The following is a 26412-nucleotide window of genomic DNA, read 5'->3' on the forward strand; positions in this document are numbered from 1 at the left end:
ATGGCACAATCTCTCAATAAAGTCGTTGACTTACAAACTACTGGAACTTCTTACCTCTCTATACAAGGAAAAGTTGGAAAATTTCTGGTAGGAGACCAAGCCTTGGAGTTTTACTCGGATCGCAATATTGAGGATTATATTCTAATCCCATGGTCTAGCGTTAATCAAATCGGAGCCAATGTTTCAGGCCGTAAGGTTAGTCGTCATTTTGAAGTTTTTACAGACCAAGGAAAATTCCTCTTTGCCTCAAAAGACTCCGGAAAAATTCTTAAAATTGCTCGGGAAAAAATCGGAAATGAAAAGGTTGTGAAGCTTCCGACCTTACTCCAAATCATCGGTCGTAAAATCAAAAATCTATTTGCAAAAAAATAGAAAGTTTAGTATAATCATAGAAACGGATAAGTAGGTTATCCTCTTCTTCCAGAAAGTCTGCGGATGCTGCGAGCAGATAGGAGAGATAGGTGAAATTCTACCGTTGTTTTAAATCAAATACAGAATCAAGTGCACACCTGTGAAGTTGGATGGAACCGTGGCTCTGCCACTCCAACGCTTTGTCAGGTGTGCTTTTTCATAAAGGAGTTTATATGCTAGATATCAAACGTATTCGTACAGACTTTGATGCTGTCGCAGAAAAATTGGCTACACGTGGTGTAGATGCTGCTATCTTGAACGAGATGAAAGAAATCGATGCTAAACGTCGTGACATCTTGGTTAAGGTTGAAACTCTCAAGGCTGAGCGTAACACTGTCTCTGCTGAAATCGCCCAAGCTAAACGCAACAAGGAAAATGCCGACGACAAGATTGCTGCCATGCAAACCCTATCTGCTGAAGTCAAAGCACTAGATGCGGAATTAGCGGAAATCGATGCTAAATTGACAGAATTTACCACTACTCTTCCAAACATCCCTGCTGATAGCGTTCCAATTGGTGCCGATGAAGATGATAACGTAGAAGTTCGCCGTTGGGGAACTCCTCGTGAGTTTGACTTTGAACCAAAAGCCCACTGGGATCTCGGAGAAGATCTTGGTATTCTTGACTGGGAACGTGGTGGAAAAGTCACTGGAGCTCGTTTCCTCTTCTATAAAGGCCTCGGAGCTCGCTTAGAACGTGCCATCTACAACTTTATGCTAGATGAGCATGGTAAGGAAGGTTATACTGAAGTCATCACCCCTTACATGGTTAACCATGATTCTATGTTTGGTACTGGTCAATATCCAAAATTCAAGGAAGATACTTTTGAATTGAAAGACACTAATTATGTCCTCATTCCTACAGCTGAAGTTCCTCTAACTAACTACTACCGTGATGAAATTCTTGACGGAAAAGACTTGCCAATCTACTTTACTGCTATGAGTCCATCATTCCGTTCTGAAGCTGGTTCTGCTGGTCGCGATACTCGCGGTTTGATTCGTTTGCACCAATTCCACAAAGTTGAAATGGTTAAATTTGCTAAACCTGAAGAATCATACGAAGAACTAGAAAAGATGACAGCTAACGCTGAAAACATCCTTCAAAAACTCAACTTGCCATACCGTGTAGTTGCTCTTTCTACAGGAGATATGGGCTTCTCAGCTGCTAAGACTTACGACTTGGAAGTTTGGATCCCAGCACAAAATACCTACCGTGAAATCTCAAGCTGTTCAAATACAGAAGATTTCCAAGCACGTCGTGCCCAAATCCGTTATCGTGACGAAGCAGATGGTAAGGTTAAACTTCTTCACACCTTGAACGGTTCTGGACTTGCAGTTGGACGTACCGTTGCGGCAATTCTTGAAAACTATCAAAATGAAGATGGTTCTGTCACTATTCCAGAAGTCCTTCGTCCATACATGGGTGGAGCTGAAGTTATCAAACCATAAAATAAACAAGAGGAAGCATAACTTCCTCTTTTACATTTCATGTAAAAAAACAGGTAGAAAATCTTTCATTCTACCTGTTATTTTTATATTCTCTAGTAACCACCCATCATTGATGGATCCATAGCTGGAGCAGGGGCTACTGGTTCTGGTTTGTTAGCTACAACTGCTTCGGTTGTCAAGATGAGACTTGCTACTGAAGCGGCATTTTGAAGGGCTGAACGACTTACCTTAACAGGATCGATAATTCCTGCTTCAATCATGTTAACCCATTCACCTGTTGCAGCGTTGAAGCCTGTTCCAAGCTCTGCATGCTTCAAACGATCGATAACGATTGAACCTTCATAGCCTGCGTTGTAGGCAATTTGGCGAACCGGCTCTTCTAAGGCACGAAGAACAATGCTACGTCCTGTTGCTTCATCACCTGTCAATTCTAAAGCTTCAACAGCTGGAATGACATTCACTAAGGCAGTACCACCACCTGCAACGATACCTTCTTCAACAGCTGCACGAGTCGCATTAAGAGCATCTTCGATACGGAGTTTCATTTCTTTCAACTCAGTTTCAGTTGCAGCACCAACCTTGATAACAGCTACTCCACCTGACAATTTAGCCAAGCGTTCTTGAAGTTTTTCACGGTCGAATTCTGAAGTTGTTGTTTCAATTTGAGACTTGATGACAGCGACACGGTTAGCAATTGCTTCAGGATTACCTGCGCCTTCTACAATAACAGTGCTATCTTTATCTACAGACACTTTAGCTGCTTGACCTAAAGCTTCGATGGTAGCATCTTTCAACTCAAGACCAAGGTCTTCGGTAATAACAGTTCCACCTGTCAAAATCGCAATATCTTCCAACATCGCTTTACGACGGTCACCGAAACCAGGAGCCTTAACAGCAACTACGTTGAAAGTTCCACGAATCTTGTTCAAGACAAGAGTTGGAAGAGCTTCACCGTCAACGTCATCTGCAATAATCAAGAGCGGACGGCTACTTTGAAGAATACTTTCTAGAAGTGGCAAAATTTCTTGGATGTTTGAGATTTTCTTATCAGTGATTAAAATGTATGGATTTTCAAGGTCTGCAACCATTTTTTCATTGTCAGTGACCATGTACTGTGATAGATAACCACGATCGAATTGCATTCCTTCTACAACTTCAAGCTCTGTTTCCATACCACGTGATTCTTCAATAGTGATAACTCCATCTTTACCAACTTTTTCCATGGCTTCAGAGATGTATTCACCCACTTTTTCAGAGCGAGAGGATACGGCAGCGACTTGTGCGATTGCTTCCTTGCTTGATACTGGAATGGCATTGTTCTTCAAGGCTTCTACAGCAGTTGCAACTGCTGCTTCAATCCCACGACGGATACCGATTGGGTTTGCTCCTGCTGTAACGTTCTTGATTCCTTCACGAACGATGGCTTGGGTCAAGACAGTTGCAGTGGTTGTCCCGTCACCAGCAATATCGTTGGTTTTAGAAGCTACTTCTGATACCAATTTGGCACCCATATTTTCAAAATGGTCTTCTAGTTCAATTTCTTTAGCGATTGTCACCCCGTCATTGGTAATCAATGGTGAACCAAATGATTTTTCAAGAACGACATTACGTCCTTTAGGGCCTAAGGTTACTTTAACTGTATCAGCTAGGATATCAACCCCACGGACCATTGCTGAACGTGCATCAGATGAAAATTTAATTTCTTTTGACATACTTACTTCCTCCTATTATTCTTCAACGATTGCTAAAATATTAGCTTCACCCACGATGATATATTTTTCATCACCATCTTTGACATCAATACCTACATGAGCTTCAACTAAAACTTGATCTCCAACTTTTACACTTGGAGCAACAAGTTCACCACTCAAGGTGCGAACACCTTGTCCAATAGCTACTACTTTAGCTGTTTTTGTTTTTTCTTGGGCTGATCCTGCAAGGACAAAGCCACCAACTGTTTGTTCTTTTTCTTCAATTTTCAAGACCACGCGGTCTCCTAATGGTTTCAACATCTGCTTTCCTCCATAAGATAATCATATTATTAGCACTCTTTGTATACGAGTGCTAAACCATAGTTCTATTGTATCACTTAGTCAGAAATAGTCAAGAAAAAAACACCTCAAAAATGAAAGAGATGTTCCTTTAATATTAATTGAGAATCGTCAACTTTTGATTGAAATCATCGATAACCTTTTGGAGATTGATCCGCCCGCGGTAGATACCATATCCAAAAACCACCATTCCTAATATTCCAATCAAGGCAAGTAAAATTCCGAAAATTAAGAGTGGGAGGAAGGTTTTATGAAAAAGATAAATCAATACCACACCAATACTAGCAGTGATAAAGAGCAAACTGAACCAACGACCCAAATTTTCAAGCATGTGGCGTTGATACTTAATTTCTGTTTCATATCCATTAACAAGTTCTTGTTTTGTAACCATGAAAATCCTCCTGATAAAAATTGAGAATGAAGTGTAAGAGAAGGAGATTAGTCTACTTCATTCTCAAAATTTTTACTAGTAAATATTGGGTTCTCTTGACCTTAGTAATTAAGATGTGGGTCAAAGATACCTAGAGCAACACCAATTAAGGCAACAACAACTAGAATTAACATGACTTTGTTTGGTGAAACTTTTTTCTTAGACATCAACCACCAGCAAATAGTGATGAAGGTTGCTGTCAAGAGACCTGGATAAACACCATCAATCTTTTCTTGAATTTTAAGGAAGGCTTCTCCATTAGCATTTTTGAATTCGAGTGCTGTTGTAACAGAGACCCAAGTCGCTGCTACGGCACCAATAACCATACCACCGACAACGCTGATTGCTTTACGAAGAGCTTGTCCTTTTGGTCCTACTAGGAATTCAACGGCTTTATCCCCTAATTGATATCCTTTGAAGAAGGCAAAGCGCATACCAAAGTAGACTAGGAAGTTCCATACGACGATGTAGAAGATAGCACCAGCGACGTTACCACCTTTAGAAAGACCAAGTGCAATCCCCAAAAGAACTGGAATCAAGGTACCAACGATCAAAGAGTCACCAATACCAGCGATTGGTCCCATCAAACCGGCACGCATCCCATTGATGGTTTCACCATCTACTGCATCTCCATTTGCACGTGCTTCTTCCAAACCAGCTGTAATCCCTACAACAAGAGATCCAAGTTGCGGTTCAGTATTGAAGAAAGCAGTATAGGTTTGCATAGCATCTTTTTGTTCTTCTTTTGTATCATACATTTCTTCTACGATTGGAAGCATAGAAGTCAAGTACCCAAAGGTTTGCATGTGTTCTTGAGAGAAACAAGTCAAATGACCATAATACCAATGATGAAATGCTTTTGCTAATGTTTTCTTTGAAATTTTCTTTCTATCAGCCATTTTAAATATCCTCCTCATCATCGTCTACGTAAACAGCCCCAGCTGGAACAGCTTTCATAGATTTGATTACTTCAAGTTCATAGTAGATTACTGCAAAGATCAATGAAACAACCGCACTCGCTACCAAGTTCAAGCCGAGAGATTTAGCCAAGGTAAATCCAACAAAGAATGGAATGAAGTCAGTTGCTTTTGTAACAATTTGTTTCAACAAGATAGCAATACCGACACATGGGAGAAGAGCTCCGACTGTAAAGAGAGCTTTCATCCAGAAACCATCCATAGGAAGGTAAAGTTTCATCAAATCAACCATGTTTTCACCATATTTAGTGATAATCATAGTTGGAAGGAAAGAGAAGAGGAAGTGAGAGATCCATGGGTAAACCCAGTCAACTGCGTAGAGTTTTTTGAAGTTTCCTTCTTCAACGGCTTTCCAACCAATGTGTTGCCAAAGCAAGTTCATGGTAGCTGTTCCGTAGAAAAGAACAGTACCGATTGTCCCAACGGCCGCACCGATTGGGGCTGCAGCTGCTGCAATTCCAGCTTCATCTGTGATGTGATTTGCATGCACAAACAAGATAGCAAGAGGAACACCGATATAAGAAATGGCACGAACATCCGCAGATACGGTTCCACCAGGTGTTACCAAGGCGATATAAACGACTTGAAGGGCAACCCCTACCATAATACCGGTTGTCACATCTCCAAGAATTAAACCTGAGATCAACCCACCAATCAAGGGACGACCGAGTGTATAGTTCCCGATACTGGAACCTCCCATACCAGGCATTGAAGACAAGCTGGCGAAAACTGCAAGCAAGATTGCTTGAATCCATGAAATTGTCATAACAAACGCTCCTTTTTGTTTGTAAATTTATTTACCTAATTAATAAAATTGTTAGGTTTAAAAGCCAAATTTAGATTTGAAATCATCCCAGTAACCAATCGAAACATCAGGCAACAACTGGAATTTCACCTTATAGCCTGCTGCTTGAATGGCTTGGAAGGCTTCTGCTTCTTCCTGTGTGATGGATTGGTTATTACCCAATTTCACTGCACCAGGACGATCATTTGCAGGGCCTACGATGATTTCTTTAACATCCCCTGGAACAAAACCTTGGTCCACCAAAATTTCCTTCATATCGATTGGATTTTTGGTGATCAAGAAGTAACGACTATCTGATTCTGTTACTTTTGCTGATTTTTCTTTAAATGCTTCTTTTGTCCATACAAAGGTTTTTTTGTCTGATGCGCCTTTGTAAGCTTGGATCAAAACCTTGTTTGATGCTGCTGCATCGTTTACGGCAATCAAACCATCACATGGTTTTTCTTTTGCCCAGCGTGTGACTGTTTGACCGTGAATCATGCGGTCATCAATCCGTACAAATGTTACTACCATAAGGTACCTCCCTATTAAATATCGTCATCATCTTCTTCAGCACTAGTGGCTGAAACTTCAAAAGGCTGTAGTGCAGTTCGTGCTTCTGATAAGATGGTGGCTGACAAATCGTCTCCATCCAACACATCCTTCATCACTACTGCTGTTAAAGCCATGGTAAGATTCATTCCACCAAGGATCAAAGCTTCATCTAGCTTCCCAACTTCTTCTAGGACAGTTGCTGCTGTGGTTAGTGGACTACCGCCTACAATATCTGCCAAGACCAGTACAGAATCATCTGCTGTCAATTCTGAAATGCTTTCTCTAAAATCAACTGCAAAATCATCGACCGACTTTCCTTCTTTGAGTCCAACTGCAATGACCTGGTTCATCTTATCACCAGCAAACATAGCTAGTGATGTTTTTAGGCCTTCTGCCAATCCTCCATGACTGACTAAAATGAGGTATTTCATTTTGCTACGCCTCCTTTATTTGACTCTATTGTAGATTATTTGAAAGCGTTTTTACATTGTCAAATGTCACATTATAAACATGACATTTAGCAATAAAAAAATGACATCTGTCACTTGACACGATGTCATCTTTTTTTCTTTAAAATCCTACCTGGAGACTACTTTCAATCTCCCTTTGAATTTGCGGCAGGCGGTTCTCAACATCTTGATTGCGCAAGGCATTGCCAATCAAGTAGTCCAGTTTTTCTAACACTTCTTTCGAGACATTCTTGGGACTACTTTCTACAGCTTGTTCCATGATTCGGTTCAAGGTCTGATTGGTTAAGGAATCTGCCCCAAAATCATCCACTTGCAGAAGGTCTTTACTAGAACGACTCTTGACTACATCAGGCATGACAGAAATCCCTTGAGATTCAGCAAAAAGAGTTTGTTGGATTTCTGGATCCTCTGTCAACACTTGCATCAACTCCCAAGCCAACTTTGAATGAGGAGTCCGAGCAGACATGGCAAAAGAAGTCGTCGTAACCAAGGTCGCCTTAGTGGTTTTTGACTTAGCAGGCATAGGAATACAGGTCCAGGTGAAGTTTGAATATTTGGAAACATGATAGGGATAAGGTTTATAAGTCCTATATTGAGCCAAAGTCATGGGGTAAAACGCTACTTTCCCCTGGTCAAAATCTTTGGAACTCACCTTATAATTTTTATTTAACTCTTCCAATTTTTGCAGAAAAGTCAAAGATTCTTTGACTTCTGGAGCCGTAAGTTTGAGCATCCCACCTTGAAAGAGACTACCCCCATTTGCTGCCAAAGCTTCTTTCCAGGTGTATTCTGTACTCCCAAACTGATCCAATTGACCATCTCCATTGGTATCTTTGGTTAGTTTTTTACAAATTGTATAGAACTCTTCCAAGCTCCAACCTTCTTTGGGAACCTCAATGCCTTCTTTATCCAGCAAATCTTTATTGACACACATCAAAATAGGATTACTTTCATATGGCAAGGCATAGGTTTGCCCCTGATAAACACCTGATTCAAATGCAACAGGATAAAAAGCAACTTGGTCTTCTTTATTCATATAGCCGTTTAACTTTTCTAAAACGCCACGTGCCGCCAATAAGGACAAATCTTTCTCAGAAACCATAAACACATCAGGGGTCTTTCCTGATACAATTTTTTCTGAGAGCCAGTTTGAATATTCCGACTGCGGAATTCCATTTTCATATTCCACACGGACATTAGGATGGGACTTTTCAAATTTTTGGATCGCAAGATCCAATGCATGAGAACGTTGACTGGTCGGTACATCCCAACTAGAGCCTGCATAAACTCCTATATGAAGGACGGTCGGTTGCTGTTTCCACCAATAAAAACCAGCACTCAAAGAGAGCATAAAAAGGAGACAAATCCCTAAACAAAGTTGCTTTCGCTTCAATTTCATTCCGTATTTCCTTTTGAAAAATCACGTCGGGTCACTCCTGTTTGGACTGACCAAATCGCTAATTGCGTTCGATCTCTTAGGTTTAATTTCGACAAAATCGTTGATAAGTAATTACGAACAGTTCCTTCTGATAAGAAGAGTTTAGCCGCAATCTCTTTATTTGACTCACCATAGCCAATCTCTTGGATAATGCGCCATTCCGTCGTGCTCAAATCCTTAACGTTATCCTCATCCACAGCAATAGAGAAATTTGATTTGGCCATTTGCGAGAAAATTTGAAAGACCTTGCTTGCGATATCAGGGTTGATCATTGCTCCTCCCTGATGCACCACCTTAATAGCTTCATAAAGCTCCTCTGTCGAGGCTCCTTTTAAGAGATACCCTGAAGCACCATACTTGAGCGCACTATAGATAAATTCATCATCGTCAAAGGTTGTTAAAATAATAATTTTGATATCCGGATAGTGCTCTTTTACTTCTTTTGTAGCCAAAACCCCATCCATGCCTGGCATCCGAATATCCATTAAGATTAAATCCGGATGCGAGTGTGGAATGCTAGACAAGACATGATTCCCATCTTCCACTGTGGCTACCACTTCAATATCTGAGTAGGCCGACAAAATAATTTTCAGAGATTCTCGAATCAAGGACTGGTCATCCGCCACCATTACTTTTATCATCATCTATTATCTCCCTTCTTTATATTTTGGTAAACTAACACGTGTGAAAAATCCATCGCGACTTTCAAATTGAAGCTGGCCTCCTAGAATTGAAATACGCTCCATCATCTGTTTGAGTCCGTAGCCATAGGTCAAGGTTTCAAACCCAACTCCATTATCCTGCAACTCAATCATGTAATCTTCTTCGTCCTCAAAAAAATGGAGGTCCATGTGGCTGGCATGACCGTGGCGAACCGCATTAGTCATAGACTCTTGTATCACACGAAAGATTGTATCTTCAATCATGACGTCCATATCGACATCGATCCATTCATAGTTGAGATCAACTTGCAAGTTTGAAAGAATTTGGTACTCGCGGATTGTCTTTTCTAAAGCATCTTTGAGAGTTCGCTCCTCAAGGGCTCCTGGACGAAGGCGATTGAGAGAGCCTCTCACATCCTGGATTCCTTCACGGACGACTTCTGATACGTTTTTTACCTGCTCTTTGGCACGACTTGGATTGATATCAATCAAGACCCCGACAGCATCTAAACCTGCTGAAATCCCTGTTAACGCGTGTCCCAAGGTATCGTGAATCTCCCGAGCAATCCGCTTGCGCTCCCGATCCTCTGCAATCTTCTCAGATAAGGCCATATAGTTGTTCAACTCGGTATTAACCTTGGACACCATGGCCAGCTCTTGTTCAACTTCATGGTTTTCCGCAAGGACATTCATGATATAAAATAAAAGTGAAATAATGAAGAGTACCATATTCAAGGCGTAGAGGGAATTCTTTAAGAAAAAGGCCAAAATACGGATAGATTCAGGATAAAAATGAATATAGGTATCAAGAGAAGGAATTGGGAAGAAAAGCGAAAAGACGTCTGAATTGGTTACAAGGAGCATCAAGAAGCTCACTAGGATAAAGGCAAACCAATACTTCCGATCTCTCTTGGTATTCAACTCTTTGGAGCCATAGAAGATATCTGCAAAAACCAAGAGAATGAGCCCGTTATAAGCTATGTTCTGAACCCACATCAACAGTAACATCAGGAGAATCTCTAGAAGATTCCTCTTATCAAAAATGGACCATCGACTTGTTTGAGGTCTATAACGACTCATTGAGATTAAGGCAATCCCAGCAAATAAGATTGCTGACAACCAAAAAGTCGTAGATGGAGCAAAAGGAATACGCTCTAGGCGCTCCAATAATAGAGAGGCTTGGCGTTGAGCAATGATATAGTTGGTTGCTTGAAGATAGATGATGCTGTTGAGCATAACAGCAATAAAATTCACGACCATAAGAATGGCCAAACTGTATCGAACACCTCTAAACTTTCTCATTACTGCCACCCATTCACATCAAACTGATCAATGTTTTCCTTTGTCATCATTTCAACTGGAATGATCACCTCTTTGGTATAGCTCTTCCCTTCAGAAATATCTTGGATAACTTCCATAACACGGTCTCCCATCTTCAAGGGAGATTGAGCAACGGTTCCCACTACATCATCCGTCGAGTGCAACAAGGATTTCATATCTGGTGAGCCATCGATTCCATAAATTGCAATGGACTGGCTATTTCCTTGCTCCTTAATTGCAGCTAAAGCTCCTATAGCCGAGCGGTCATTTAAGGCAACCAAGGTATCAATTTCAATCCCTGATTGTAAAAAATTCTGGACAGCCGGCATGGCGATCTCCGTTTGCCCCTTGGTTTCTAGTTCCGATACAATCTGATAAGAACTGTGCCCCTCTATAGTGTCTTTAAACCCCTGAATCCGCGTATCTGCTGAGACAGTCCCTTTATGCTCCAAAAGGAGGACTCGAGCGCTAGAAGAACGTTTCATGAGCTCTTTAGCAATCATTACTCCCGCTTGGTAGTTATCAGATACAATACTTGCATCGGGCTTAAAATTTTTCAATTGGGTATCGACTGCAATGATTTTAATTCCTTGTTTTCTAGCTTTTTCAAGAGCAGTTAAAATGGACTGGCTATCCCCCTTGACCGGATTGATCACAATCACATCAACTTTTTGAGCACAAAAATCATCAATCTGCTGGCTCTGCCTTTCTTCATCCAATTCTGGATCTCGGACGCAAACAAGAGCTCCTCTTTCATCGGAAATTCGACTAATTTCCGAATGAATACTTTTATAGAACTCATTGTTCATGGTCATATAGGTTACACCAATTTTAGTCTGATCCTTGATGCCACTTGTTTGACAACGGCCAAAAATCCAAAAGAGAATACAGACAACTGGAATCAGCAGTAATATACGCTTTATCATCCATTTCAACAATTCTTTTTTCTCTTTATTTTCCTTCAAATTTCATTCCTTTTCTGAAAATTTTGAATATATATTACTTTATTCTACTACTTTTTCAAAAAAAATGCTTGATTTTATTGTACAAGGACATTTATTTGACCTATTTTAAGAAGTAATTTCCGAACAATAAAACTAGAAACAATAGAAAAAGCCAGTCTATAAACGAACCAGCTTTTTTCTATAATTGATTCTAGAAAGGAAGCTCCTCCTCTTCCAAAACCAGATCTGCTAAGTCTTGACCAGCATTATTTTCACGCATAGCACGTTGAGCACGACTTTCCAAAAGTTGGAAGCCTGTAGCGAGAACTTCGGTCACATAGTTGGTCTGACCATTTTTCTCGAACTTACGGGTACGAAGCTCCCCATCGACAGAAATGAGACTGCCTTTAGTCGCGTAGCTAGCTAAGGTTTCAGCAAGTTTCCCCCAAACAACAATATTGATGAAGTCAGCTTCACGTTCCCCATTTTGGTCCTTGAAACGACGATTAATAGCAATAGTCGCACGAGCCACTGACTTGTCATTGTTGGTTTTGTGCAATTCTGGTGTAGACGTTAAACGTCCAATCATAATAACTTTATTATACATTTTTCATCCTCCTACTTATCTATTCGAAGGAAAAGAAAAAAAGTTACAAGATTTGTAACTTTTTTAAAAATAATATTAATCTCTATGAATCATAAATCCAGTTGCTTGTTGATTGGCCATGATGGTCATATCTGTGATTTGTACTCGTCGTGGTTGACTGGTCACATAAACTACAGTATCTGCGATATCTTGCGCCTGTAAGGCTTCAAGTCCCTGATAGACCGTCGCCGCCCGTGCCTCATCTCCATGGAAACGAACTTTTGAAAAATCAGTTTCTACAATTCCTGGCTGAATAGTGGTCACCTTGATATCTGTCGCAATGGTGTCAATCCGAAGCCCGTCTGAAAAGGTTTTGACTGCAGCCTTGGTTGCTGAATAGACTGCTGCACCAGCATATGCGTAAATCCCTGCAGTAGAACCCATATTGATAATATGCCCTTGATTAGTTGCTACCATGGAAGGCAAGAGACAGCGTGTAACCGCCATTAAACCCTTGACATTGGTATCCAGCATGGTCAATATATCCAACTCTTCATAATCCTGATAAGGAGCCAAGCCTAGAGCCAGTCCAGCATTATTGACCAAGATATCAACCTGACCAACAGTTTCTAAAATTTCTGAACAAACAGTTTTTACCATGCACATATCTGTAACATCTAACGGAAAGGTCCAGATTTTTTGATTTGGAAAGGCTTCTGTAAACTCGTTTTTTAGAACCTCGAGTCTTTCTGTTCGACGCCCTGTGAGTACAACATTCTCACCTTTTTCTAGATAGGCACGCGCAATTGCTTCACCAATACCTGATGTTGCACCTGTAATGACTACATTTTTTGCCATCTTATTTCCCTCAAGCAAAGATTATAAACCACTTTTAGTGATTAAGCAGTCCAGTGTGTAGCTGGGTCAAAGGGTGTTCCAACTACCTGGTCGTCTGATAATTCAATGACACCACGTTTTTGGGGAGCATTTGACAAGGCAAGTTCACGAGGACTACACATCATACCAAAACTCTTTTCCCCACGAAGTTCCCCTGGGAAAATGAGATTGCCTTTTGGCATCATGGTTCCAGGAAGAGCAACAATGGTTTTCAAACCAACACGTGCATTGGGAGCACCAGCAACGATTTGTACTGTTTTGTCATTCCCAACAGCAACTTGGCAGATATTGAGGTGGTCACTATCTGGATGCGCAACCATTTCTACAATCTCTCCAACCACAAATTTGGGTTCCTTGTCGTTGATGATTTCTTCAGCAAATCCTTCTTCTTGCAATTCTTGGTTCAAACGTGCTACTTGGTCGTCAGTTAAAAAGACTTGACCGCGCTCAGCGATCTCAAACATGCTAGAAACTTCAAAAATGTTCCATGCGACAGTTTCACCAGTTTCTTTTAGGAAAACACGCGCTACATTACCTTTACGCTCAACATCTAGCTTGGCATCTCCACTGTTTTTCACGATGACCATAAGGACATCGCCGACATGTTCTTTATTATATGTAAAAATCATTCTTTTCTCCTATTTCAAACTTGCTAAAAAGTCATTGATTTGCCCCTTGGTTTTACGGTCACGATTGACAAAACGTCCAATCTCCTTGTCCTTGTCTAAAACAACAAGACTTGGAATCCCGTATACATCCCAAAGTTTAGCAAGTTCCATGTACTCATCTCGGTCTACCCGTATAAAAGTGAACTCCGGATTTGCCTCTTCAATCTCTGGCAAGGCAGGATAGATATAACGGCAATCGCCACACCAATCCGCAACAAAAAGGAAGACCTTCTTGCCATCCTGCTCTACTAGATTTGCTAATTCTTCTATACTTTTAGGAGAAATCATAAGACTTCCTCCTCGTAGATGAGATCTTCATCTTCATAGACAAAGGTATAGTGACGACCATCTTCAAAAATGACACCACCAACAAGACGTTCTAAGCTACTTTCGTATACTTGAACATAGAGAGTCCCAATCTCACCCATTTCTGAGAAATAGTCACGCACAATAGCAGTTAACTCTTCCTGTGTCTTCATGAGTTTATGATCATCAGCTACTTTCTTAGCACCAAAGGCAAGCGCTCCAAGCCCTGCCACGACTAAACCTGTTTTAATAATATTTTTCGTTTTCATGCTAACATTGTAACACAAAAAGGCTCAAGGAACAATGAAAAAGAGAGTGGGACAGAAATCGGTAAATCGTTAGAATTCGATTTCGTCGTCCCACCTCCGCACAGTTGAGTAGGGCTGTAAAAGCTGATGAAATTAGCGTAGTAGAGCCCACTCAACCACTGCGTCTTGCTCGACAATCCAAAGACAATTGAGAGGCTAGGACTTTTGTCCCAGCCTCCTTTCTAATTTCTAAACATTAATAATTTCTCTCGCCAAACAAACCTTCTGGTAAATCATGGAATCCCTTGCCTGCCTTGAAGTTTTCAAATTTACCTAGTAAGAACTGGTAGGCATCCAAGCGACTCTCGTAGCGAATCATGGCATCTTTAGCGCGCTCATCTTGATCTTCTTCATAGACCTTTTGACTTTCCTTAAGAGCCATTTCGTTGATCATAATCTGGGTATTAACCCAGGCTTCAAATTCCTTCATAAATTCTTGCTCGTAACTCATTTTTTCTCCTTATTCTAATCCACGGAAAAAGTCTGTATCAATCTCACGGTAGGGTTGGATGTCCTGAACATATTCCAAGACTCCTTGAAACTCTCCTGCTTGATCGTGGACAGCTGCGTAAGTGACATGGACAAACTTCCCACGTGATTCTGACTTGAACCACATCTCGTACTTGTCTTTTTTCCCTTCACGAAGACCTTGCATAATCGCTTTGACCTTCTCCAAATATTTTGGTGGATGGCATAGTTCGACATTTCGTCCAACCTGAGACGGTGTCCGCTTGAAAATCATTTCATCCGCTGGAGTATTGTCATTATAATACTGGAAGATATCATCCTTATTAACAAAGGTAATCTCCATAGGTAGATGGTTGAGGATTAGATTTGCCTGTTCAACTGAGAGATAGCCATTGCCAAAAGCCTGCTGGCTATTGCGATCTAGCACCGATTCCTTTTCCTTTGGTGTAAAGGTGATAGTAAACTGACCTTCTGGTGTATCAATCACTTGCTGAACTTGTCCATCTACAGTTTCTGGCTGAGTTGGTTCTTCTACACTTTTTTCCTCAACAAAAGGTTGACGTTCAGGAACCCATTTCTCAGACGGACGGATAATAGCATATCCATAGGCATCACTTTCCTCAGCAATCTGAATCCAGTCATCCTGGGTAAAGGATTCAAGCAGAATCATGAGAAGGATTGATTCTTCCTTAAAAATCATACTTTCAAACTCTGTCGCAAAAGCTTCAAAAGCTTCCTTCACAGCGGAAATTGGCACTTCTGGGAGCGACTTAGTTGCCACTAAGGCTGTTTGAAAGAGATCCCTAATCTGATCATCCACTCCCCACATGACTTTGGGAGGTGAATCATGCCCATAACGTTCCATGATGGGAAAAAAGAGCTCTTCCTTGCGCTGGTAGTGGATATCAAATTGACCAACAAGCCCCATCTGACGTACCAAGCCTTTGCGCATCTCAACCAACATTTCCTCATCGTCCACAGATTCATAAGTCGAGAGCAATCTACGGACCCGAATCAAGGCAGCACGGAGAGCTAGATTTTCATCCTTAAAGACACGCACAGGATGACCAGGATGTTCGGTATCTTCAACTTCTACGCCCTTAACAGCATTTTTAAAGAGATTGGCATGCACATCGCAGAGTTCCATGACATCTTCAAAGGTTACGCCTGAGTCAGAGTTCATCAACTCGTGCTCCATGAGGGAAATCTCGATAGCAGATACACCAGTAAAGGTCGCATCAAAGCGTTCCTGAACGGACTCTGGAGAGGCTCCATTATGCAATTCTAATAAAATATCCCGCAGGATATGAATACGTTCATCTGTCATTAGTCTAACCCGATCACTTCGTAACCATTTGCTTCAAGCGTACGCACAATCTTATCCATAGGAGTCCCTTCAAGCTTGGAACCTTGTTTGAGCGAAACTTTTCGCCCTACAGTATTACGCATCAAGGGATTTGCAAGTGGTTTGAAACCAAGCTCAACCAAAATATCTAAAACTTCTGGATGTTTATCCACCACTTCCGCAACGGGAATAGATACGTCAATAATATTATCCATCACAACCTCCATTCTGTTTTCACACTAGATTTTCTTTTTTTATTATATCACAAGGGCTAGGATAAAAAAACTAGCAGTACAAGCCTACTAGTTTCTTCCCATTACTCTACTTCGATGATTTCTGCTTCTTTTCGAATCGTTTCTACATCTCTTTGATACTGAGCTTCACTATAATTGACTAGTTTGGATAATTCTCTTTGCAAACTTTTACCCATAGGTTTCATAGTCGTATAGGTTAAACCACCTGAAACGACACCTCCTAGGATTGGGATAAATTTGCCCATTCCTTTTGCAAAGCCTCCCTTTGTCAGATTCACCCCAAAAATTTTCAAAACTTTTTCTAAAATGGGATACCACAAAGTCTTAGCCAAAGCCTTCTGGGGAACTGTCTTCATGACATGTTTAGCAACTGATACTCCCCCAGCTCGAAGGAGGGCTCCAGCACTATTGACCCCAAGCATGACCCCGAGATAGAGCAAGAGCGTATTTTTGGCTTCTTCACTCAATTCATTTCGTGAAGCCCAAAGATCATCATAGCCATAAATATATCCCAATTCTTGCGCTAGTTTTAAGGAGAAAGCATAAAACTGAGCAACATCAGTTGGAATGGTGATTGCAAGGGCTAGACCACCAGGAATACCTGCAAGAACAGAAGTTCCACTCGCCAATAGAACATTATCCTTAATACAAGAATCGGCAACTTTATCTAAAATATCCTGGGATAACAAGGCTGTTGGTCCCTCTTCTAGTAATCGAGGAATATCTTTTGGGTCTAATAGTTTGGAAAATTTATCTACTAAAAATTTTGAACGATCAACTTTAACAACAGGGAGTTTCACGACTTGTTGCAATACTTGCATAGCTAAATCTTGTTTAGACATCTAGTTTCTTCTCTTTTTCTTTCAATTTGAACTATATCATATCATATTTGCTCCATAAAAGAAATTTTAAGAACTTATTTTTTCTTTCTGATTAGCCTTTAAGTCTAGAATACCCTCCTTCTTCTAAACAAAAAAGAGGGTTACCCCTCTTTCTTATTTTTTATCCAGATTGCGTAACATTTCGTCAATCTTGTTTCCATACTCGATGGATTCGTCTTTGACGAAGGTCAAGTCTGGAATTTTATACAATTTCAAATTGTGACCAAGCTCACGTTTGATAGTTCCGGTTGCTTTTTCAAGGCCAATTTGGGCCTTTTGATTATCTGAAGCAAGATTACTCAAAATGGTGTAGTAAACCTTAGCTACAGACAAGTCACCTAGCATCTGAACATCTGTGATGGTCACTCCTTGGACACGAGGATCACGGACTTTCTTTTGCAAAATCTCATTGACTTCGCGTTTGATTTCCATGCCTACACGATCCGTACGGAAATGATTTCCCATGCTATTCCTTCCTCTCTATTGAATCAAAAGCTAGGCCAGCAGACCTAGCTATTTTTAAACTTATTGATTTTCAATTCAAATTGAAACGAAGTTCAATTTGAAATCATCTGCTTCTTTCGCCGTGGTGAAAGTGATTGGGCTGATCATTTAGTTCAATCACTGGGGATTTTTGAGACTCTAGGCTCAAAAATAAGCAATGAAACCATCGGTTTGCTTGCGTCCCACATCACCTAAGGAAGGAGCAAGAATCTTAGCGTTTGATTTCTTCCATGACATATGCTTCAATCACATCATCCATCTTGATATCATTGTAGCCATCAATCATGAGACCACCTTCACGGCCGTTTGTAACTTCTTTGACGTCATCTTTATAGTGTTTCAAGCTTGCAAGTTCACCATCGTAAATAACGACACCGTCACGAATAACGCGGACTTTAGAGTCACGGGTAACTTTACCGCTAGTAACCATAAATCCACCGATTGTTCCGACTTTAGACACTTTGAAGGTTTCACGGATAATTGCTTCACCGATAACTTTTTCTTCAAATTCTGGATCAAGCATACCTTTCATGGCTTCTTCCATCTCTTCGATAACCTTGTAGATAATGCTGTGGAGACGGATTTCTACATCATCTGCTTCTGCTTGTTGGCGGGCTTGTGGTGTAGGACGTACGTTGAAACCAACGATAAAGGCATTTGAAGCTTCAGCAAGAGTCACGTCAGATTCGTTGATAGCACCAACTGCTGAGTGGACGATGGTAACTTTTACACCTTCCACGTCAATCTTTTGTAGTGAGGCAGAAAGGGCTTCAACTGAACCTTGTACGTCGGCTTTGATGATGACGTTAACAGACTTAAGTTCACCAGCTTTAAGAGTGTCAAAGAGGTTTTCTAGGCTGACACGTTGAGTTGCTTGACGTTGTTTCATTAGAGCACGTTTGGCACGTTCTTCACCAGCTGCACGAGCAGATTTTTCATCTTCGTAAACAGCAAAGTGGTCACCTGCCATCGGTGCTTCGTTTAGACCTGTAATGGATACTGGTGTTGATGGTCCTGCAACCTTAACACGACGTCCAAGGTCATTGGTCATGGCACGGACACGTCCGAAAGTATTACCAACAACGATTGGGTCTTGAACGTTCAAGGTACCTTGTTGAACAAGGAGAGTTGCAACCGCACCTTTACCCTTATCCAAACGAGCTTCGATAACAGTACCGATGGCACGAACGGTTGGGTCTGCTTTGAGCTCTTGAATTTCAGCTACAAGAAGAACCGTTTCCAAGAGTTCATCGATATTCTGGTTGAACTTAGCTGAGATTTCTACAAACTCAGAATCTCCACCCCAAGCTGTTGACATAACACCGTGTTCAGCCAATTCGCCGATAACGCGTTCTGGGTTTGCACCTGGCTTATCAATCTTGTTAATAGCAACGATGATTGGAACATTAGCTGCTTTTGAGTGGTTGATGGCTTCGATAGTTTGAGGCATAACCCCGTCATCTGCCGCTACGACCAAGATCGTAATATCGGTAACAGAGGCACCACGTGCACGCATAGAAGTAAAGGCCGCGTGTCCTGGTGTATCAAGGAAGGTAATCTTCTTACCATTTTCCTCAATCTGGTAGGCACCAATATGCTGAGTGATCCCACCTGCTTCTCCTGTAGCGACACGAGAATTACGTAGGGTATCCAAAAGGGTTGTTTTACCATGGTCAACGTGTCCCATGATAGTTACAACTGGTGGACGTTCAACCAACTTGTCTTCATTTAGATATCCATCTTCTACGAAGAAACGTTCGATATCCGCATTGTCCACTTCTACCTTTTGTTTAGCTTCAATTCCATAATCAACCATGAGGAGTTCGATTGTTTCTCCATCCAAAGATTGGTTTTGAGTGGCCATAACGCCCATCATAAATAGTTTCTTAACAATCTCAGCTGGTTCACGTTTGATACGTTTTGCGATTTCCGCAACAGTCATACCATCTGTATATTCAAATTCTGTTGGCAATTCATGGAATTTACGCTCTGTAATAGGTTTTGGAGCCTGATTACGGTTATTTTGTTTATTGCCTTTTTTATTTTTCTTATTGTTATTCCAGTTACTATTTCTTTGATTTCTCACTTGATTCTGACTACTTCGATTCTTTTGTTGTTTTCTAGGACCATCTTCCTCGTGATCGTAATCATCACGATCTTTGTCTGGTCGAGCTTGCTTTTTACGACGTGTATCCACTACAGCCTCTTTGGCTACAGGAGCTACTTCAACTACAGGCTGAGTTTGTTCAGCTAGTTTAGCAGCTTCCTCAAAGATTTCCTCTGGCTCCTTACGTTTATTAGCTTGAGCCAAGGCTTCTTTGGCAACTTGAGACTGCTTGAAGCGTTCCTCGCTTGAGCGTGCGTATTCTGCATTTTGCTCAGCCTTCAGAGCTGCTGCTCGGGCTTTAAAGTCAATACGAGGACCAGCTTGGTTGGGACGATTATCAGCTTGTTGGCGATAATCATTGCCACGATTTCCTTGGCCTTGTGGTTTCTTCCCTTGGTCGTTAAAACGACGATTGTCACGGTTCCCTTGACCAGGTTTCCCACCATTACGGTTATCGTTCTTTTGACGGTTACCGTTTTGTTGTTGATCGCGGTTGTTACCCTTGTTTTGCTTGCGTCTTTCCGCTTGCTCTTTGGCACGCGCTTCACGTTCCGCCTTAAAGTTTCGACTCTGCGGTCTTGCAGCTACAACTTTTTCTTCCTTAGAAGCTGCAGGTGTAGCTGGTTTGCTTTCTTCCTTAGCGACAACTGGTTTAGCTGATGCAGGCTTTTCAACTTTCTTTTCTACACTTGCTTTTGCCTCTGCCTTAGGAGCAGCAGGCTTAAAGCTAGCTATAATTTTTTCAGCAGCATCTGCTTCAACGCTTGACGAGTGGCTCTTTACTTCCAAGCCCAACTCTTTTGCACGCGCGACAACTTCCTTACTTTCTTTTCCAAGTTCTTTTGCGATTTCGTACAATCTTTTCTTAGACAAATCATGTCCTCCTCTTCTATTCCATAAGAGACCTCATTTTCTTTGTAAATCCAGCATCTGTTACAGCCAGAACCTTTCTCGATTTTCCGACTGCTATGCTTAATTCCAGTGTTGAAAACACGGTAATAACTTCTACTTGATAATAGTGGCTTTTATCCTGAATCTTCTTGGTTAGATTTGGGCTAGCATCATGAGCTAGAAATACCAATTTAACTTTCCGGTCTTGAATGGCTTTGACAACCATTTCCTCACCCGAGATGATTTTCCCCGCTCGCTGAGCCAATCCCAAGAGATTACTTACTTTTTGCTTATTCAAGTCCTAACTCTCTTCTTTTTACTTTGTGATCAACATAGGCGATCAACTCGTCATAAAAGCTTTCTTCAACTTCCATATTAAAGCTACGGTTAAAGACTTTTTTCTTTTTAGCCTCTAGGGCTTCTGCATTGTCTAGCTTGATATAAGCGCCCCGGCCATTAGCCTTGCCTGTCGGGTCGATAAAGACCTCACCTTCTTTGTTCTTGACAATACGAAGTAAATCTCGCTTGTCAATCACATCGTTGGAAACAACAGACTTGCGCAAAGGGATTTTTCTTGTTTTCATCTTTCCCTCCTCTAGCAGATCTTATTCTTCAGTCAATTCGTCTGTTTCAGCGTAATCCACTTGACCTGCTTCTTCCATAGCTTCAAATTCACTTGCAGACTTGATATCAATACGGTAACCAGTCAAATGTGCTGCTAAACGAACATTTTGTCCACGACGACCGATTGCAAGAGATAGCTTGTTATCTGGAACAACCACCAAGGCACGTTTGCTATCATTTTCATCAAAGATAACTTGGTCAACTTCGGCAGGAGCAATGGCATTGTAGATAAACTCAGCTGGATCTGCTACCCATTCGATAACGTCGATGTTTTCTTCTACCGGAATCATGCGGTCGCTCTTAGCATCGTAGCGAGCTGGGTGGAATTTGCTAGTGATTTTCTTGATGTTTGCACCACCACGTCCAACGATTGTTCCGATAGCATCCACGTTAGGATTGTGGCTACGAACAGCAACTTTCGTACGATCACCTGCTTCACGGGCTACGCTCATGATTTCAACAGTTCCATCATATACTTCAGGAATCTCTTGTTCCATCAAACGTTTGATCATCTCTGGGTGGCTACGGCTGACAAAAACGTTAACTCCACGAGGGTTGTCTTCCACTTTGTAGACATAAACTTCGATACGATCGTGGGAAGCAAACACTTCTCCAGGAATTTGGTCTTGTTTTGACAATTGGGCTTCAATGCTGCCAAGATTGACATAAATGAAGCGGTTATCAAAACGTTCAACTGTACCTGACATGATTTCTTGTTCATGCTCTTTGTAAGTATTATAGGTAATGGCACGTGTTTGCTTACGCATTTTTTCCATGATTGTTTGTTTAGCAGATTGGGCTGCTACACGACCAAACTCTCCTGGTGCTTCTTCAAATTTGATTTTGTCACCAAGCTCATAGGCTGAATTAATAGCAAGGGCATCTTTTAAACTGATTTCCAAACGGCTATCAAATACTTCATCAACAACTTCACGGACAGTATAGACAGTAAAGTCCCCTGTCTTTTCGTTAAAATCAATAGCTACACTATCAGATTGACCATAGCGTCTACGGTAAGCAGAACGAAGTGATTCTACTACTGCGTCGATGATATCTTCTTTCTTGATTCCCTTGTCTTCTTCCAAAATGCGGAAGGCCTCTAGCATTTCTTTACTCATGTTCTTTTTACTTTTGAATTCTCAAAAGCTATCCTTTCTTTCTATAATTTTACTGCTAAACGTGCTTTTGATACCAAGTTATATGGAATTTGGACTGTTTTCTTGCGAGTTTTATCCATATATTCCATAGTCAACTCATCCTCTTCAAAGGACAACAAGGTTCCTTCAAAAACCTTTTGCTTATCGATGGCTTGATAGAGCCCGACATGGATGTATTTCCCAACCGCTCCAGCGACTGCTTCCTTGGTTTTCAAAGGACGCTCCAATCCTGGACTTGTAATTTCTAGGAAATATTGTTCTGGGAAGGGATCCGGCTTGATAGTATCTAGGACCGGACTGATAATTTCAGTCAAGTCTGCCGTATCATTCAAGGTGATTCCTTCAGGCTTGTCTACAAAAATACTAAGAATCATGTCACTGCCAATCTTTCCGTACTCGATATCTACGAGTTCAAAAGGAGCTTCAATAACAGGTTCTACGACTTCTCTGACTAATTCAACGATAGTTGCGATTGCGTCCACCTCCTCATAAGCAAGAGGCGAAGATATCTCCCCGCCTCTCTTTCTTATATTCTTATTATTAAGTATAGCACTTTTTAGTAATAATGTAAAGCATAAGCACTCAAATAGCCTGACTTCAAGCTTTTTCTTAAAATTCTGCTTCAACTCGGTAGATGACTTGACCCTTGCTTGAGAACTTTTGCTCATACTCAGTCATGACATTTCCCTCAAAGCCACTGGCATGTAAATCTAACCAAACACCATTGAGTTTCATGCCATATTGTGAAAAGCTCACCAAGCTATATTCAAACAAGCCACGATTATCTGTCTTGAAATGAATTTCACCATGTTCAGGCAAGATTCGTTTGAAAGTATCCAAGAAGCTCTTATAAGTCAAACGACGCTTCGCATGGCGTTTTTTAGGCCATGGATCCGAGAAATTCAAATACAAGCGATCAATTTCACCATCTTCAAAATAATTGGTCAATTCTGAACCATCAACCCATAGAAGTTTGATGTTGGGAACTCCAACTTCTAATACCTTGTCCAAAGCATAGCTTAATACAGATTTCTGAATATCAATCCCGATATAGTTGATGCCAGGGTTTTGTTTGGCCATTCCTGTTACGAAAGCACCTTTGCCACTACCAACCTCTACATGGATTGGATTGTCATTGCCAAACAAATCTCGCCACTTACCTTTAGCTTCTGCGGGGTTTAAGACAACATACTGCGGATTAGCCTCTAACAGTTCTGTTGCCCCTTTACGATTTCTAACTCTCATTTTTTCTTTCCATACTTATCTCGGAAGCTACGCAAAGCATAGATTTCCCGATTTACATTATCCAAATCTTGATTTTCATAGTATTTGGTAATGAGGCTCAAAAATGACAGTTGAGCATACCAATATAACTTATTCAAGACAGTTTGATTATACTTATAGCCATAATTAGTTAGCCATTCTTGCCACTGATACTCTGGAATATAGTGACAGAGCAGATAGGCCACATCAAACATACGATCAGTCAAGCGAACAGAATCCCAATCTACCAAATAAATCAAGCCACTCTCTGTCTCAAACCAGTTGCTATGACGAACATCCCCATGGACTATGGTTGCATAGTCTTCCCTAAAGCCAGGAAGATTCTCACGCAAATCACCTAAAACCATACGTAGATACTGGTTGTTTTTTAAAGCATCCGGAGCCTTGTTTACCCATGACTGAAGTAAATCCGAAGGTGTTTCCATTGCATATCCCAATCGTGTCAACTGGGTCATTAAGGGACGTGAACAGTGTAAACGTGTCAAAATATCGATAATTTGTTTACGGTTCATATCACTTGGCGTCAAAATTTTTCCTGTCAACCATTCCTGAGCGGACATATCACGGCCGTCTGGTAAACGACGGCTCCAGAGCAATTGTGGTGCAATTTGCTCTCTAGCTAAACCAGGCAGGATTGGAGAAGTATTCATTTTTATAAAAACACGTTTTCCATCAGGATAACTTCCCATATAAGCTTTTCCGCTCTTCCCAGATATCGGGGTTAGCGTTAGCTCAATATCACCCAAGTCCATTTCTTTCCTCCGAATAAAGTTTCCTTATTATTCTACTAATTTTTATACTATTCGTCAACCAATCTTCTCAGTTGATACGGCAAATAAAGAAATTGCAAGACAAGACTTGCTCCCACAAGTGCTAGAACAAGAATTTTGTCCTTAAAAACAAGCAATCCTATGAGACTTTCCAAGATTAAGACAAATATTCCAATCGCTCTCAAAATTTCCTTCAAGCCTTTCTCTTTTTGCCCCGTACCTACTGGGAATAATTGCGTCAAATATTGATAGTCAAAGGCATGATAGAGAGCTAGAAGCTGGAATAACAAAAGATAATTGAATAAAATTACAATTGCGACTGCAATCCAAGATTGCTCAATGAAGATGAGAGCGGTCAAAGATAGGATTATGAGTCGCAGACTAAGGGCAAATAAATCTCCATTTCTAAGATAGGAGCGGAGATAAAGATTCTGCCAGATTTTTCCTGGCACTTTCTGAACTCCCTTGAGGATAAAGTCCAGATAAGCTCGACGCTTAACACTATTTGAAATTCCCTTGACCTGGGTAAAGAGAGCAAAAAATCGAAGCAAGAACTGCTTACGTTTACTTTCTTGTGCAATGACATAATCCCAGTCAAGTCCATTTCCAAGGAAAAAGTTGCTAGACTTTTGGCGAAAAATCACATATTTTACTATCCCCAAGACAAGGAGATAGACTCCAAAAATCGGCAAACCAAGACCCATGGCTAAGAATAAAGGCGCAAAAAGGAGCAAAAAGAGAGTCTGTACACTGACCCAAAAGATGAAAGAAATCAGACTTTGCTTCTGGATGTGTTCTCTCACTTCTTCTTCAGCAACTAAAAGAAATAGTTTGTCAGGTGCTTCTAGATAGGTCGCAATACCACCCCAAAGCAAAAGTAAAATAGATATCATCCCAATCAAAATTAGGATTGGGAAATGATTCTCAGGAAAGTGTTGGAGCAACTGGTTGTACTGGTAGGCCAAAAATCCTAACAACACCAACAAAAATAAGACAAAATGATCATTGAGCACATAACGGAGATAGCCCAAGCATTCCTTGCGAAATTCCTGCTTTCGTTTTAAAAACAAGTCCTTCATAGCTCCTCCTCTTTGGTCAGAGCCAAATAGATATCATTGAGGCTTGCTTCTGGCATATCAAAGGCTTCTCGGAGTTGTTGGAGATTTCCTTTGGCTCTTACTTGACCTTTGTGAAGAATGACAAAAGAGTCACACATCTTTTCAGCAGAATCAAGAACGTGGGTACTCATAAGGATAGACTTTCCTTTTTTCTTTTCCGCTTCTAGAAGTTGAATCAAATCTGAAATCGCTAAAGGATCAAGACCAAGGAAAGGTTCGTCTACGATAAAGAGACTAGGATCCACGACAAAGGCACAGATAATCATAACCTTTTGCTTCATCCCTTTGGAAAAATGAACCGGGAACCAATCCAATTTTTGATCCAAACGAAACATTTTTAAAAGCGGCTCTACACGTTCAAAAGCTAGATTTTGCTCGATACCATAGGCCATAGCAACCGTCTCAATATGCTCTCTGAGGGTCAATTCCTCGTACAAGCTAGGAGTTTCAGGGATATAACCAATTTTCTTACGATAGTTCGTAGCATCCTCTCCTAGAGTCAATCCGTCAATCTTAATCTCCCCACTATATGGCGTCAAAAGACCAATAATCTCATTGATAGTCGTAGATTTTCCCGCACCATTCAAACCTATCAAACCTACCAACTGTCCGCTCTCAACTGTAAAGGACACATCTTTCAAGACAGGGACATGAACATAGCCTCCTGTCAGATTTTTAATTTCTAACATATTTTCTCCGAATCTGGTATAATGTAGCTATATTATATCAAAATTCAATACACTAGAGGTGGTTT

At 40.9% G+C, this 26412-nt stretch carries 32 protein-coding genes; 2 read left to right on the plus strand and 30 right to left on the minus strand.

Annotated elements, in window-relative coordinates:
• A complete protein-coding gene (locus ACLNCS_RS02380) occupies positions 1 to 372 on the plus strand; it encodes a DUF956 family protein (protein ID WP_424847048.1) in 372 nt (123 codons plus the stop codon).
• A 212-nt stretch (positions 373 to 584) separates the two neighbouring features.
• Entirely contained in the window at positions 585 to 1859 is a 1275-nt protein-coding gene (serS, locus tag ACLNCS_RS02385) for a serine--tRNA ligase (RefSeq protein ID WP_000884217.1), read from the plus strand.
• Positions 1860 to 1951: 92 nt separating this feature from the next.
• Here the strand turns inward: serS and groL are convergent, their stop codons facing one another.
• The 30 genes from groL to ACLNCS_RS02535 all read right to left on the minus strand — a co-directional run bounded on the left by groL (position 1952) and on the right by ACLNCS_RS02535 (position 26347).
• On the minus strand, positions 1952 to 3571 hold the full coding sequence (groL, locus tag ACLNCS_RS02390) for a chaperonin GroEL (protein ID WP_049494251.1): 1620 nt from the start codon (positions 3569 to 3571) through the stop codon (positions 1952 to 1954).
• Positions 3572 to 3586: 15 nt separating this feature from the next.
• Positions 3587 to 3871: a co-chaperone GroES gene (groES, locus tag ACLNCS_RS02395; RefSeq protein ID WP_049494252.1), complete on the minus strand. Its 285-nt coding sequence runs from the start codon at positions 3869 to 3871 to the stop codon at positions 3587 to 3589.
• 136 nt (positions 3872 to 4007) lie between these two features.
• Positions 4008 to 4301 (minus strand): hypothetical protein, encoded by a 294-nt coding sequence (locus tag ACLNCS_RS02400; RefSeq protein ID WP_000256768.1) that lies wholly within the window; start codon positions 4299 to 4301, stop codon positions 4008 to 4010.
• A gap of 101 nt (positions 4302 to 4402) precedes the next feature.
• Positions 4403 to 5257, minus strand: coding sequence for a PTS system mannose/fructose/sorbose family transporter subunit IID (locus ACLNCS_RS02405; RefSeq protein WP_029689583.1), 855 nt, complete (start codon positions 5255 to 5257; stop codon positions 4403 to 4405).
• Positions 5241 to 6083, minus strand: coding sequence for a PTS mannose/fructose/sorbose/N-acetylgalactosamine transporter subunit IIC (locus tag ACLNCS_RS02410; RefSeq protein WP_000156207.1), 843 nt, complete (start codon positions 6081 to 6083; stop codon positions 5241 to 5243). Before ACLNCS_RS02410 ends, ACLNCS_RS02405 begins: the two co-directional genes overlap by 17 nt.
• Before the next feature lie 57 nt (positions 6084 to 6140).
• Positions 6141 to 6635: a PTS system mannose/fructose/N-acetylgalactosamine-transporter subunit IIB gene (locus tag ACLNCS_RS02415; protein ID WP_000261775.1), complete on the minus strand. Its 495-nt coding sequence runs from the start codon at positions 6633 to 6635 to the stop codon at positions 6141 to 6143.
• Positions 6636 to 6649: 14 nt separating this feature from the next.
• Positions 6650 to 7087 (minus strand): PTS sugar transporter subunit IIA, encoded by a 438-nt coding sequence (locus ACLNCS_RS02420; RefSeq protein WP_424847054.1) that lies wholly within the window; start codon positions 7085 to 7087, stop codon positions 6650 to 6652.
• A gap of 139 nt (positions 7088 to 7226) precedes the next feature.
• Entirely contained in the window at positions 7227 to 8525 is a 1299-nt protein-coding gene (locus ACLNCS_RS02425; RefSeq protein WP_006150426.1) for an ABC transporter substrate-binding protein, read from the minus strand.
• The gene (locus ACLNCS_RS02430; RefSeq protein ID WP_004251853.1) at positions 8522 to 9205 is read right to left on the minus strand and encodes a response regulator transcription factor; all 684 of its coding nucleotides are present in this window, start codon (positions 9203 to 9205) and stop codon (positions 8522 to 8524) included. The genes ACLNCS_RS02425 and ACLNCS_RS02430 overlap by 4 nt, the downstream gene beginning before the upstream one ends.
• Positions 9206 to 9211: 6 nt before the next feature.
• Entirely contained in the window at positions 9212 to 10528 is a 1317-nt protein-coding gene (locus tag ACLNCS_RS02435) for a sensor histidine kinase (RefSeq protein ID WP_004251849.1), read from the minus strand.
• A complete protein-coding gene (locus ACLNCS_RS02440) occupies positions 10528 to 11472 on the minus strand; it encodes a substrate-binding domain-containing protein (RefSeq protein WP_398577643.1) in 945 nt (314 codons plus the stop codon). The genes ACLNCS_RS02435 and ACLNCS_RS02440 overlap by 1 nt, the downstream gene beginning before the upstream one ends.
• Positions 11473 to 11701: 229 nt before the next feature.
• Positions 11702 to 12097, minus strand: a complete 396-nt coding sequence (locus ACLNCS_RS02445) for a single-stranded DNA-binding protein (protein WP_006144984.1) — start codon at positions 12095 to 12097, stop codon at positions 11702 to 11704.
• A gap of 75 nt (positions 12098 to 12172) precedes the next feature.
• Positions 12173 to 12934, minus strand: coding sequence for an SDR family NAD(P)-dependent oxidoreductase (locus tag ACLNCS_RS02450; RefSeq protein ID WP_070677048.1), 762 nt, complete (start codon positions 12932 to 12934; stop codon positions 12173 to 12175).
• A 41-nt stretch (positions 12935 to 12975) separates the two neighbouring features.
• Entirely contained in the window at positions 12976 to 13602 is a 627-nt protein-coding gene (ytpR, locus tag ACLNCS_RS02455) for a YtpR family tRNA-binding protein (protein WP_254733626.1), read from the minus strand.
• 9 nt (positions 13603 to 13611) lie between these two features.
• Positions 13612 to 13929, minus strand: coding sequence for a thioredoxin family protein (locus ACLNCS_RS02460; RefSeq protein ID WP_254724527.1), 318 nt, complete (start codon positions 13927 to 13929; stop codon positions 13612 to 13614).
• Positions 13926 to 14216 (minus strand): DUF4651 domain-containing protein, encoded by a 291-nt coding sequence (locus tag ACLNCS_RS02465; protein ID WP_024053819.1) that lies wholly within the window; start codon positions 14214 to 14216, stop codon positions 13926 to 13928. Before ACLNCS_RS02465 ends, ACLNCS_RS02460 begins: the two co-directional genes overlap by 4 nt.
• Positions 14217 to 14451: 235 nt before the next feature.
• A complete protein-coding gene (locus ACLNCS_RS02470) occupies positions 14452 to 14706 on the minus strand; it encodes a DUF1912 family protein (protein ID WP_070677046.1) in 255 nt (84 codons plus the stop codon).
• A 9-nt stretch (positions 14707 to 14715) separates the two neighbouring features.
• Positions 14716 to 16050, minus strand: a complete 1335-nt coding sequence (locus ACLNCS_RS02475; RefSeq protein WP_254733627.1) for a DUF438 domain-containing protein — start codon at positions 16048 to 16050, stop codon at positions 14716 to 14718.
• Positions 16050 to 16283 carry a DUF1858 domain-containing protein gene (locus ACLNCS_RS02480; RefSeq protein ID WP_000368732.1) on the minus strand — a complete coding sequence of 78 codons (234 nt, stop codon included), beginning with the start codon at positions 16281 to 16283 and terminating at the stop codon, positions 16050 to 16052. The genes ACLNCS_RS02475 and ACLNCS_RS02480 overlap by 1 nt, the downstream gene beginning before the upstream one ends.
• Before the next feature lie 101 nt (positions 16284 to 16384).
• A complete protein-coding gene (locus ACLNCS_RS02485; protein ID WP_070677044.1) occupies positions 16385 to 17164 on the minus strand; it encodes a hypothetical protein in 780 nt (259 codons plus the stop codon).
• Between the two features lie 153 nt (positions 17165 to 17317).
• Positions 17318 to 17668, minus strand: a complete 351-nt coding sequence (gene rbfA / locus ACLNCS_RS02490; protein WP_004251823.1) for a 30S ribosome-binding factor RbfA — start codon at positions 17666 to 17668, stop codon at positions 17318 to 17320.
• 250 nt (positions 17669 to 17918) lie between these two features.
• Complete coding sequence (infB, locus tag ACLNCS_RS02495; RefSeq protein ID WP_070460204.1) at positions 17919 to 20687, minus strand: translation initiation factor IF-2; 2769 nt, start codon at positions 20685 to 20687, stop codon at positions 17919 to 17921.
• Positions 20688 to 20703: 16 nt separating this feature from the next.
• On the minus strand, positions 20704 to 21003 hold the full coding sequence (locus tag ACLNCS_RS02500; protein ID WP_004251819.1) for a YlxQ-related RNA-binding protein: 300 nt from the start codon (positions 21001 to 21003) through the stop codon (positions 20704 to 20706).
• Positions 20996 to 21289 (minus strand): RNase P modulator RnpM, encoded by a 294-nt coding sequence (gene rnpM / locus ACLNCS_RS02505; protein WP_004251817.1) that lies wholly within the window; start codon positions 21287 to 21289, stop codon positions 20996 to 20998. The genes ACLNCS_RS02500 and rnpM overlap by 8 nt, the downstream gene beginning before the upstream one ends.
• A 21-nt stretch (positions 21290 to 21310) precedes the next feature.
• Positions 21311 to 22447: a transcription termination factor NusA gene (nusA, locus tag ACLNCS_RS02510; RefSeq protein ID WP_004251816.1), complete on the minus strand. Its 1137-nt coding sequence runs from the start codon at positions 22445 to 22447 to the stop codon at positions 21311 to 21313.
• A gap of 41 nt (positions 22448 to 22488) precedes the next feature.
• On the minus strand, positions 22489 to 22968 hold the full coding sequence (gene rimP / locus ACLNCS_RS02515; RefSeq protein WP_004251813.1) for a ribosome maturation factor RimP: 480 nt from the start codon (positions 22966 to 22968) through the stop codon (positions 22489 to 22491).
• A gap of 127 nt (positions 22969 to 23095) precedes the next feature.
• Positions 23096 to 23731 carry a tRNA (guanosine(46)-N7)-methyltransferase TrmB gene (trmB, locus tag ACLNCS_RS02520; RefSeq protein ID WP_004251811.1) on the minus strand — a complete coding sequence of 212 codons (636 nt, stop codon included), beginning with the start codon at positions 23729 to 23731 and terminating at the stop codon, positions 23096 to 23098.
• A complete protein-coding gene (ccrZ, locus tag ACLNCS_RS02525) occupies positions 23728 to 24522 on the minus strand; it encodes a cell cycle regulator CcrZ (protein WP_195183828.1) in 795 nt (264 codons plus the stop codon). Before ccrZ ends, trmB begins: the two co-directional genes overlap by 4 nt.
• 47 nt (positions 24523 to 24569) lie before the next feature.
• Complete coding sequence (locus tag ACLNCS_RS02530; RefSeq protein ID WP_074324354.1) at positions 24570 to 25619, minus strand: ABC transporter permease; 1050 nt, start codon at positions 25617 to 25619, stop codon at positions 24570 to 24572.
• On the minus strand, positions 25616 to 26347 hold the full coding sequence (locus tag ACLNCS_RS02535) for an ABC transporter ATP-binding protein (RefSeq protein ID WP_074324353.1): 732 nt from the start codon (positions 26345 to 26347) through the stop codon (positions 25616 to 25618). The genes ACLNCS_RS02530 and ACLNCS_RS02535 overlap by 4 nt, the downstream gene beginning before the upstream one ends.
• Positions 26348 to 26412 lie beyond the last annotated feature (65 nt).

It is taken from the genome of Streptococcus sp. CL9.43 (assembly GCF_049737935.1).
Classification (GTDB): domain Bacteria; phylum Bacillota; class Bacilli; order Lactobacillales; family Streptococcaceae; genus Streptococcus; species Streptococcus infantis_I.

Bases quoted from the DNA above. Each gene is read 5' to 3' on its own strand.
- ACLNCS_RS02380 (WP_424847048.1), top strand. From the start codon at position 1: ATGGCACAATCTCTCAATAAAGTCGTTGACTTACAAACTACTGGAACT.
- serS (WP_000884217.1), top strand. From the start codon at position 585: ATGCTAGATATCAAACGTATTCGTACAGACTTTGATGCTGTCGCAGAA.
- groL (WP_049494251.1), bottom strand. From the start codon at position 3,571: ATGTCAAAAGAAATTAAATTTTCATCTGATGCACGTTCAGCAATGGTC.
- groES (WP_049494252.1), bottom strand. From the start codon at position 3,871: ATGTTGAAACCATTAGGAGACCGCGTGGTCTTGAAAATTGAAGAAAAA.
- ACLNCS_RS02400 (WP_000256768.1), bottom strand. From the start codon at position 4,301: ATGGTTACAAAACAAGAACTTGTTAATGGATATGAAACAGAAATTAAG.
- ACLNCS_RS02405 (WP_029689583.1), bottom strand. From the start codon at position 5,257: ATGAGGAGGATATTTAAAATGGCTGATAGAAAGAAAATTTCAAAGAAA.
- ACLNCS_RS02410 (WP_000156207.1), bottom strand. From the start codon at position 6,083: ATGACAATTTCATGGATTCAAGCAATCTTGCTTGCAGTTTTCGCCAGC.
- ACLNCS_RS02415 (WP_000261775.1), bottom strand. From the start codon at position 6,635: ATGGTAGTAACATTTGTACGGATTGATGACCGCATGATTCACGGTCAA.
- ACLNCS_RS02420 (WP_424847054.1), bottom strand. From the start codon at position 7,087: ATGAAATACCTCATTTTAGTCAGTCATGGAGGATTGGCAGAAGGCCTA.
- ACLNCS_RS02425 (WP_006150426.1), bottom strand. From the start codon at position 8,525: ATGAAATTGAAGCGAAAGCAACTTTGTTTAGGGATTTGTCTCCTTTTT.
- ACLNCS_RS02430 (WP_004251853.1), bottom strand. From the start codon at position 9,205: ATGATAAAAGTAATGGTGGCGGATGACCAGTCCTTGATTCGAGAATCT.
- ACLNCS_RS02435 (WP_004251849.1), bottom strand. From the start codon at position 10,528: ATGAGAAAGTTTAGAGGTGTTCGATACAGTTTGGCCATTCTTATGGTC.
- ACLNCS_RS02440 (WP_398577643.1), bottom strand. From the start codon at position 11,472: ATGATAAAGCGTATATTACTGCTGATTCCAGTTGTCTGTATTCTCTTT.
- ACLNCS_RS02445 (WP_006144984.1), bottom strand. From the start codon at position 12,097: ATGTATAATAAAGTTATTATGATTGGACGTTTAACGTCTACACCAGAA.
- ACLNCS_RS02450 (WP_070677048.1), bottom strand. From the start codon at position 12,934: ATGGCAAAAAATGTAGTCATTACAGGTGCAACATCAGGTATTGGTGAA.
- ytpR (WP_254733626.1), bottom strand. From the start codon at position 13,602: ATGATTTTTACATATAATAAAGAACATGTCGGCGATGTCCTTATGGTC.
- ACLNCS_RS02460 (WP_254724527.1), bottom strand. From the start codon at position 13,929: ATGATTTCTCCTAAAAGTATAGAAGAATTAGCAAATCTAGTAGAGCAG.
- ACLNCS_RS02465 (WP_024053819.1), bottom strand. From the start codon at position 14,216: ATGAAAACGAAAAATATTATTAAAACAGGTTTAGTCGTGGCAGGGCTT.
- ACLNCS_RS02470 (WP_070677046.1), bottom strand. From the start codon at position 14,706: ATGAGTTACGAGCAAGAATTTATGAAGGAATTTGAAGCCTGGGTTAAT.
- ACLNCS_RS02475 (WP_254733627.1), bottom strand. From the start codon at position 16,050: ATGACAGATGAACGTATTCATATCCTGCGGGATATTTTATTAGAATTG.
- ACLNCS_RS02480 (WP_000368732.1), bottom strand. From the start codon at position 16,283: ATGGATAATATTATTGACGTATCTATTCCCGTTGCGGAAGTGGTGGAT.
- ACLNCS_RS02485 (WP_070677044.1), bottom strand. From the start codon at position 17,164: ATGTCTAAACAAGATTTAGCTATGCAAGTATTGCAACAAGTCGTGAAA.
- rbfA (WP_004251823.1), bottom strand. From the start codon at position 17,668: ATGGGAAATCATTTCCGTACGGATCGTGTAGGCATGGAAATCAAACGC.
- rnpM (WP_004251817.1), bottom strand. From the start codon at position 21,289: ATGAAAACAAGAAAAATCCCTTTGCGCAAGTCTGTTGTTTCCAACGAT.
- nusA (WP_004251816.1), bottom strand. From the start codon at position 22,447: ATGAGTAAAGAAATGCTAGAGGCCTTCCGCATTTTGGAAGAAGACAAG.
- trmB (WP_004251811.1), bottom strand. From the start codon at position 23,731: ATGAGAGTTAGAAATCGTAAAGGGGCAACAGAACTGTTAGAGGCTAAT.
- ccrZ (WP_195183828.1), bottom strand. From the start codon at position 24,522: ATGGACTTGGGTGATATTGAGCTAACGCTAACCCCGATATCTGGGAAG.
- ACLNCS_RS02530 (WP_074324354.1), bottom strand. From the start codon at position 25,619: ATGAAGGACTTGTTTTTAAAACGAAAGCAGGAATTTCGCAAGGAATGC.
- ACLNCS_RS02535 (WP_074324353.1), bottom strand. From the start codon at position 26,347: ATGTTAGAAATTAAAAATCTGACAGGAGGCTATGTTCATGTCCCTGTC.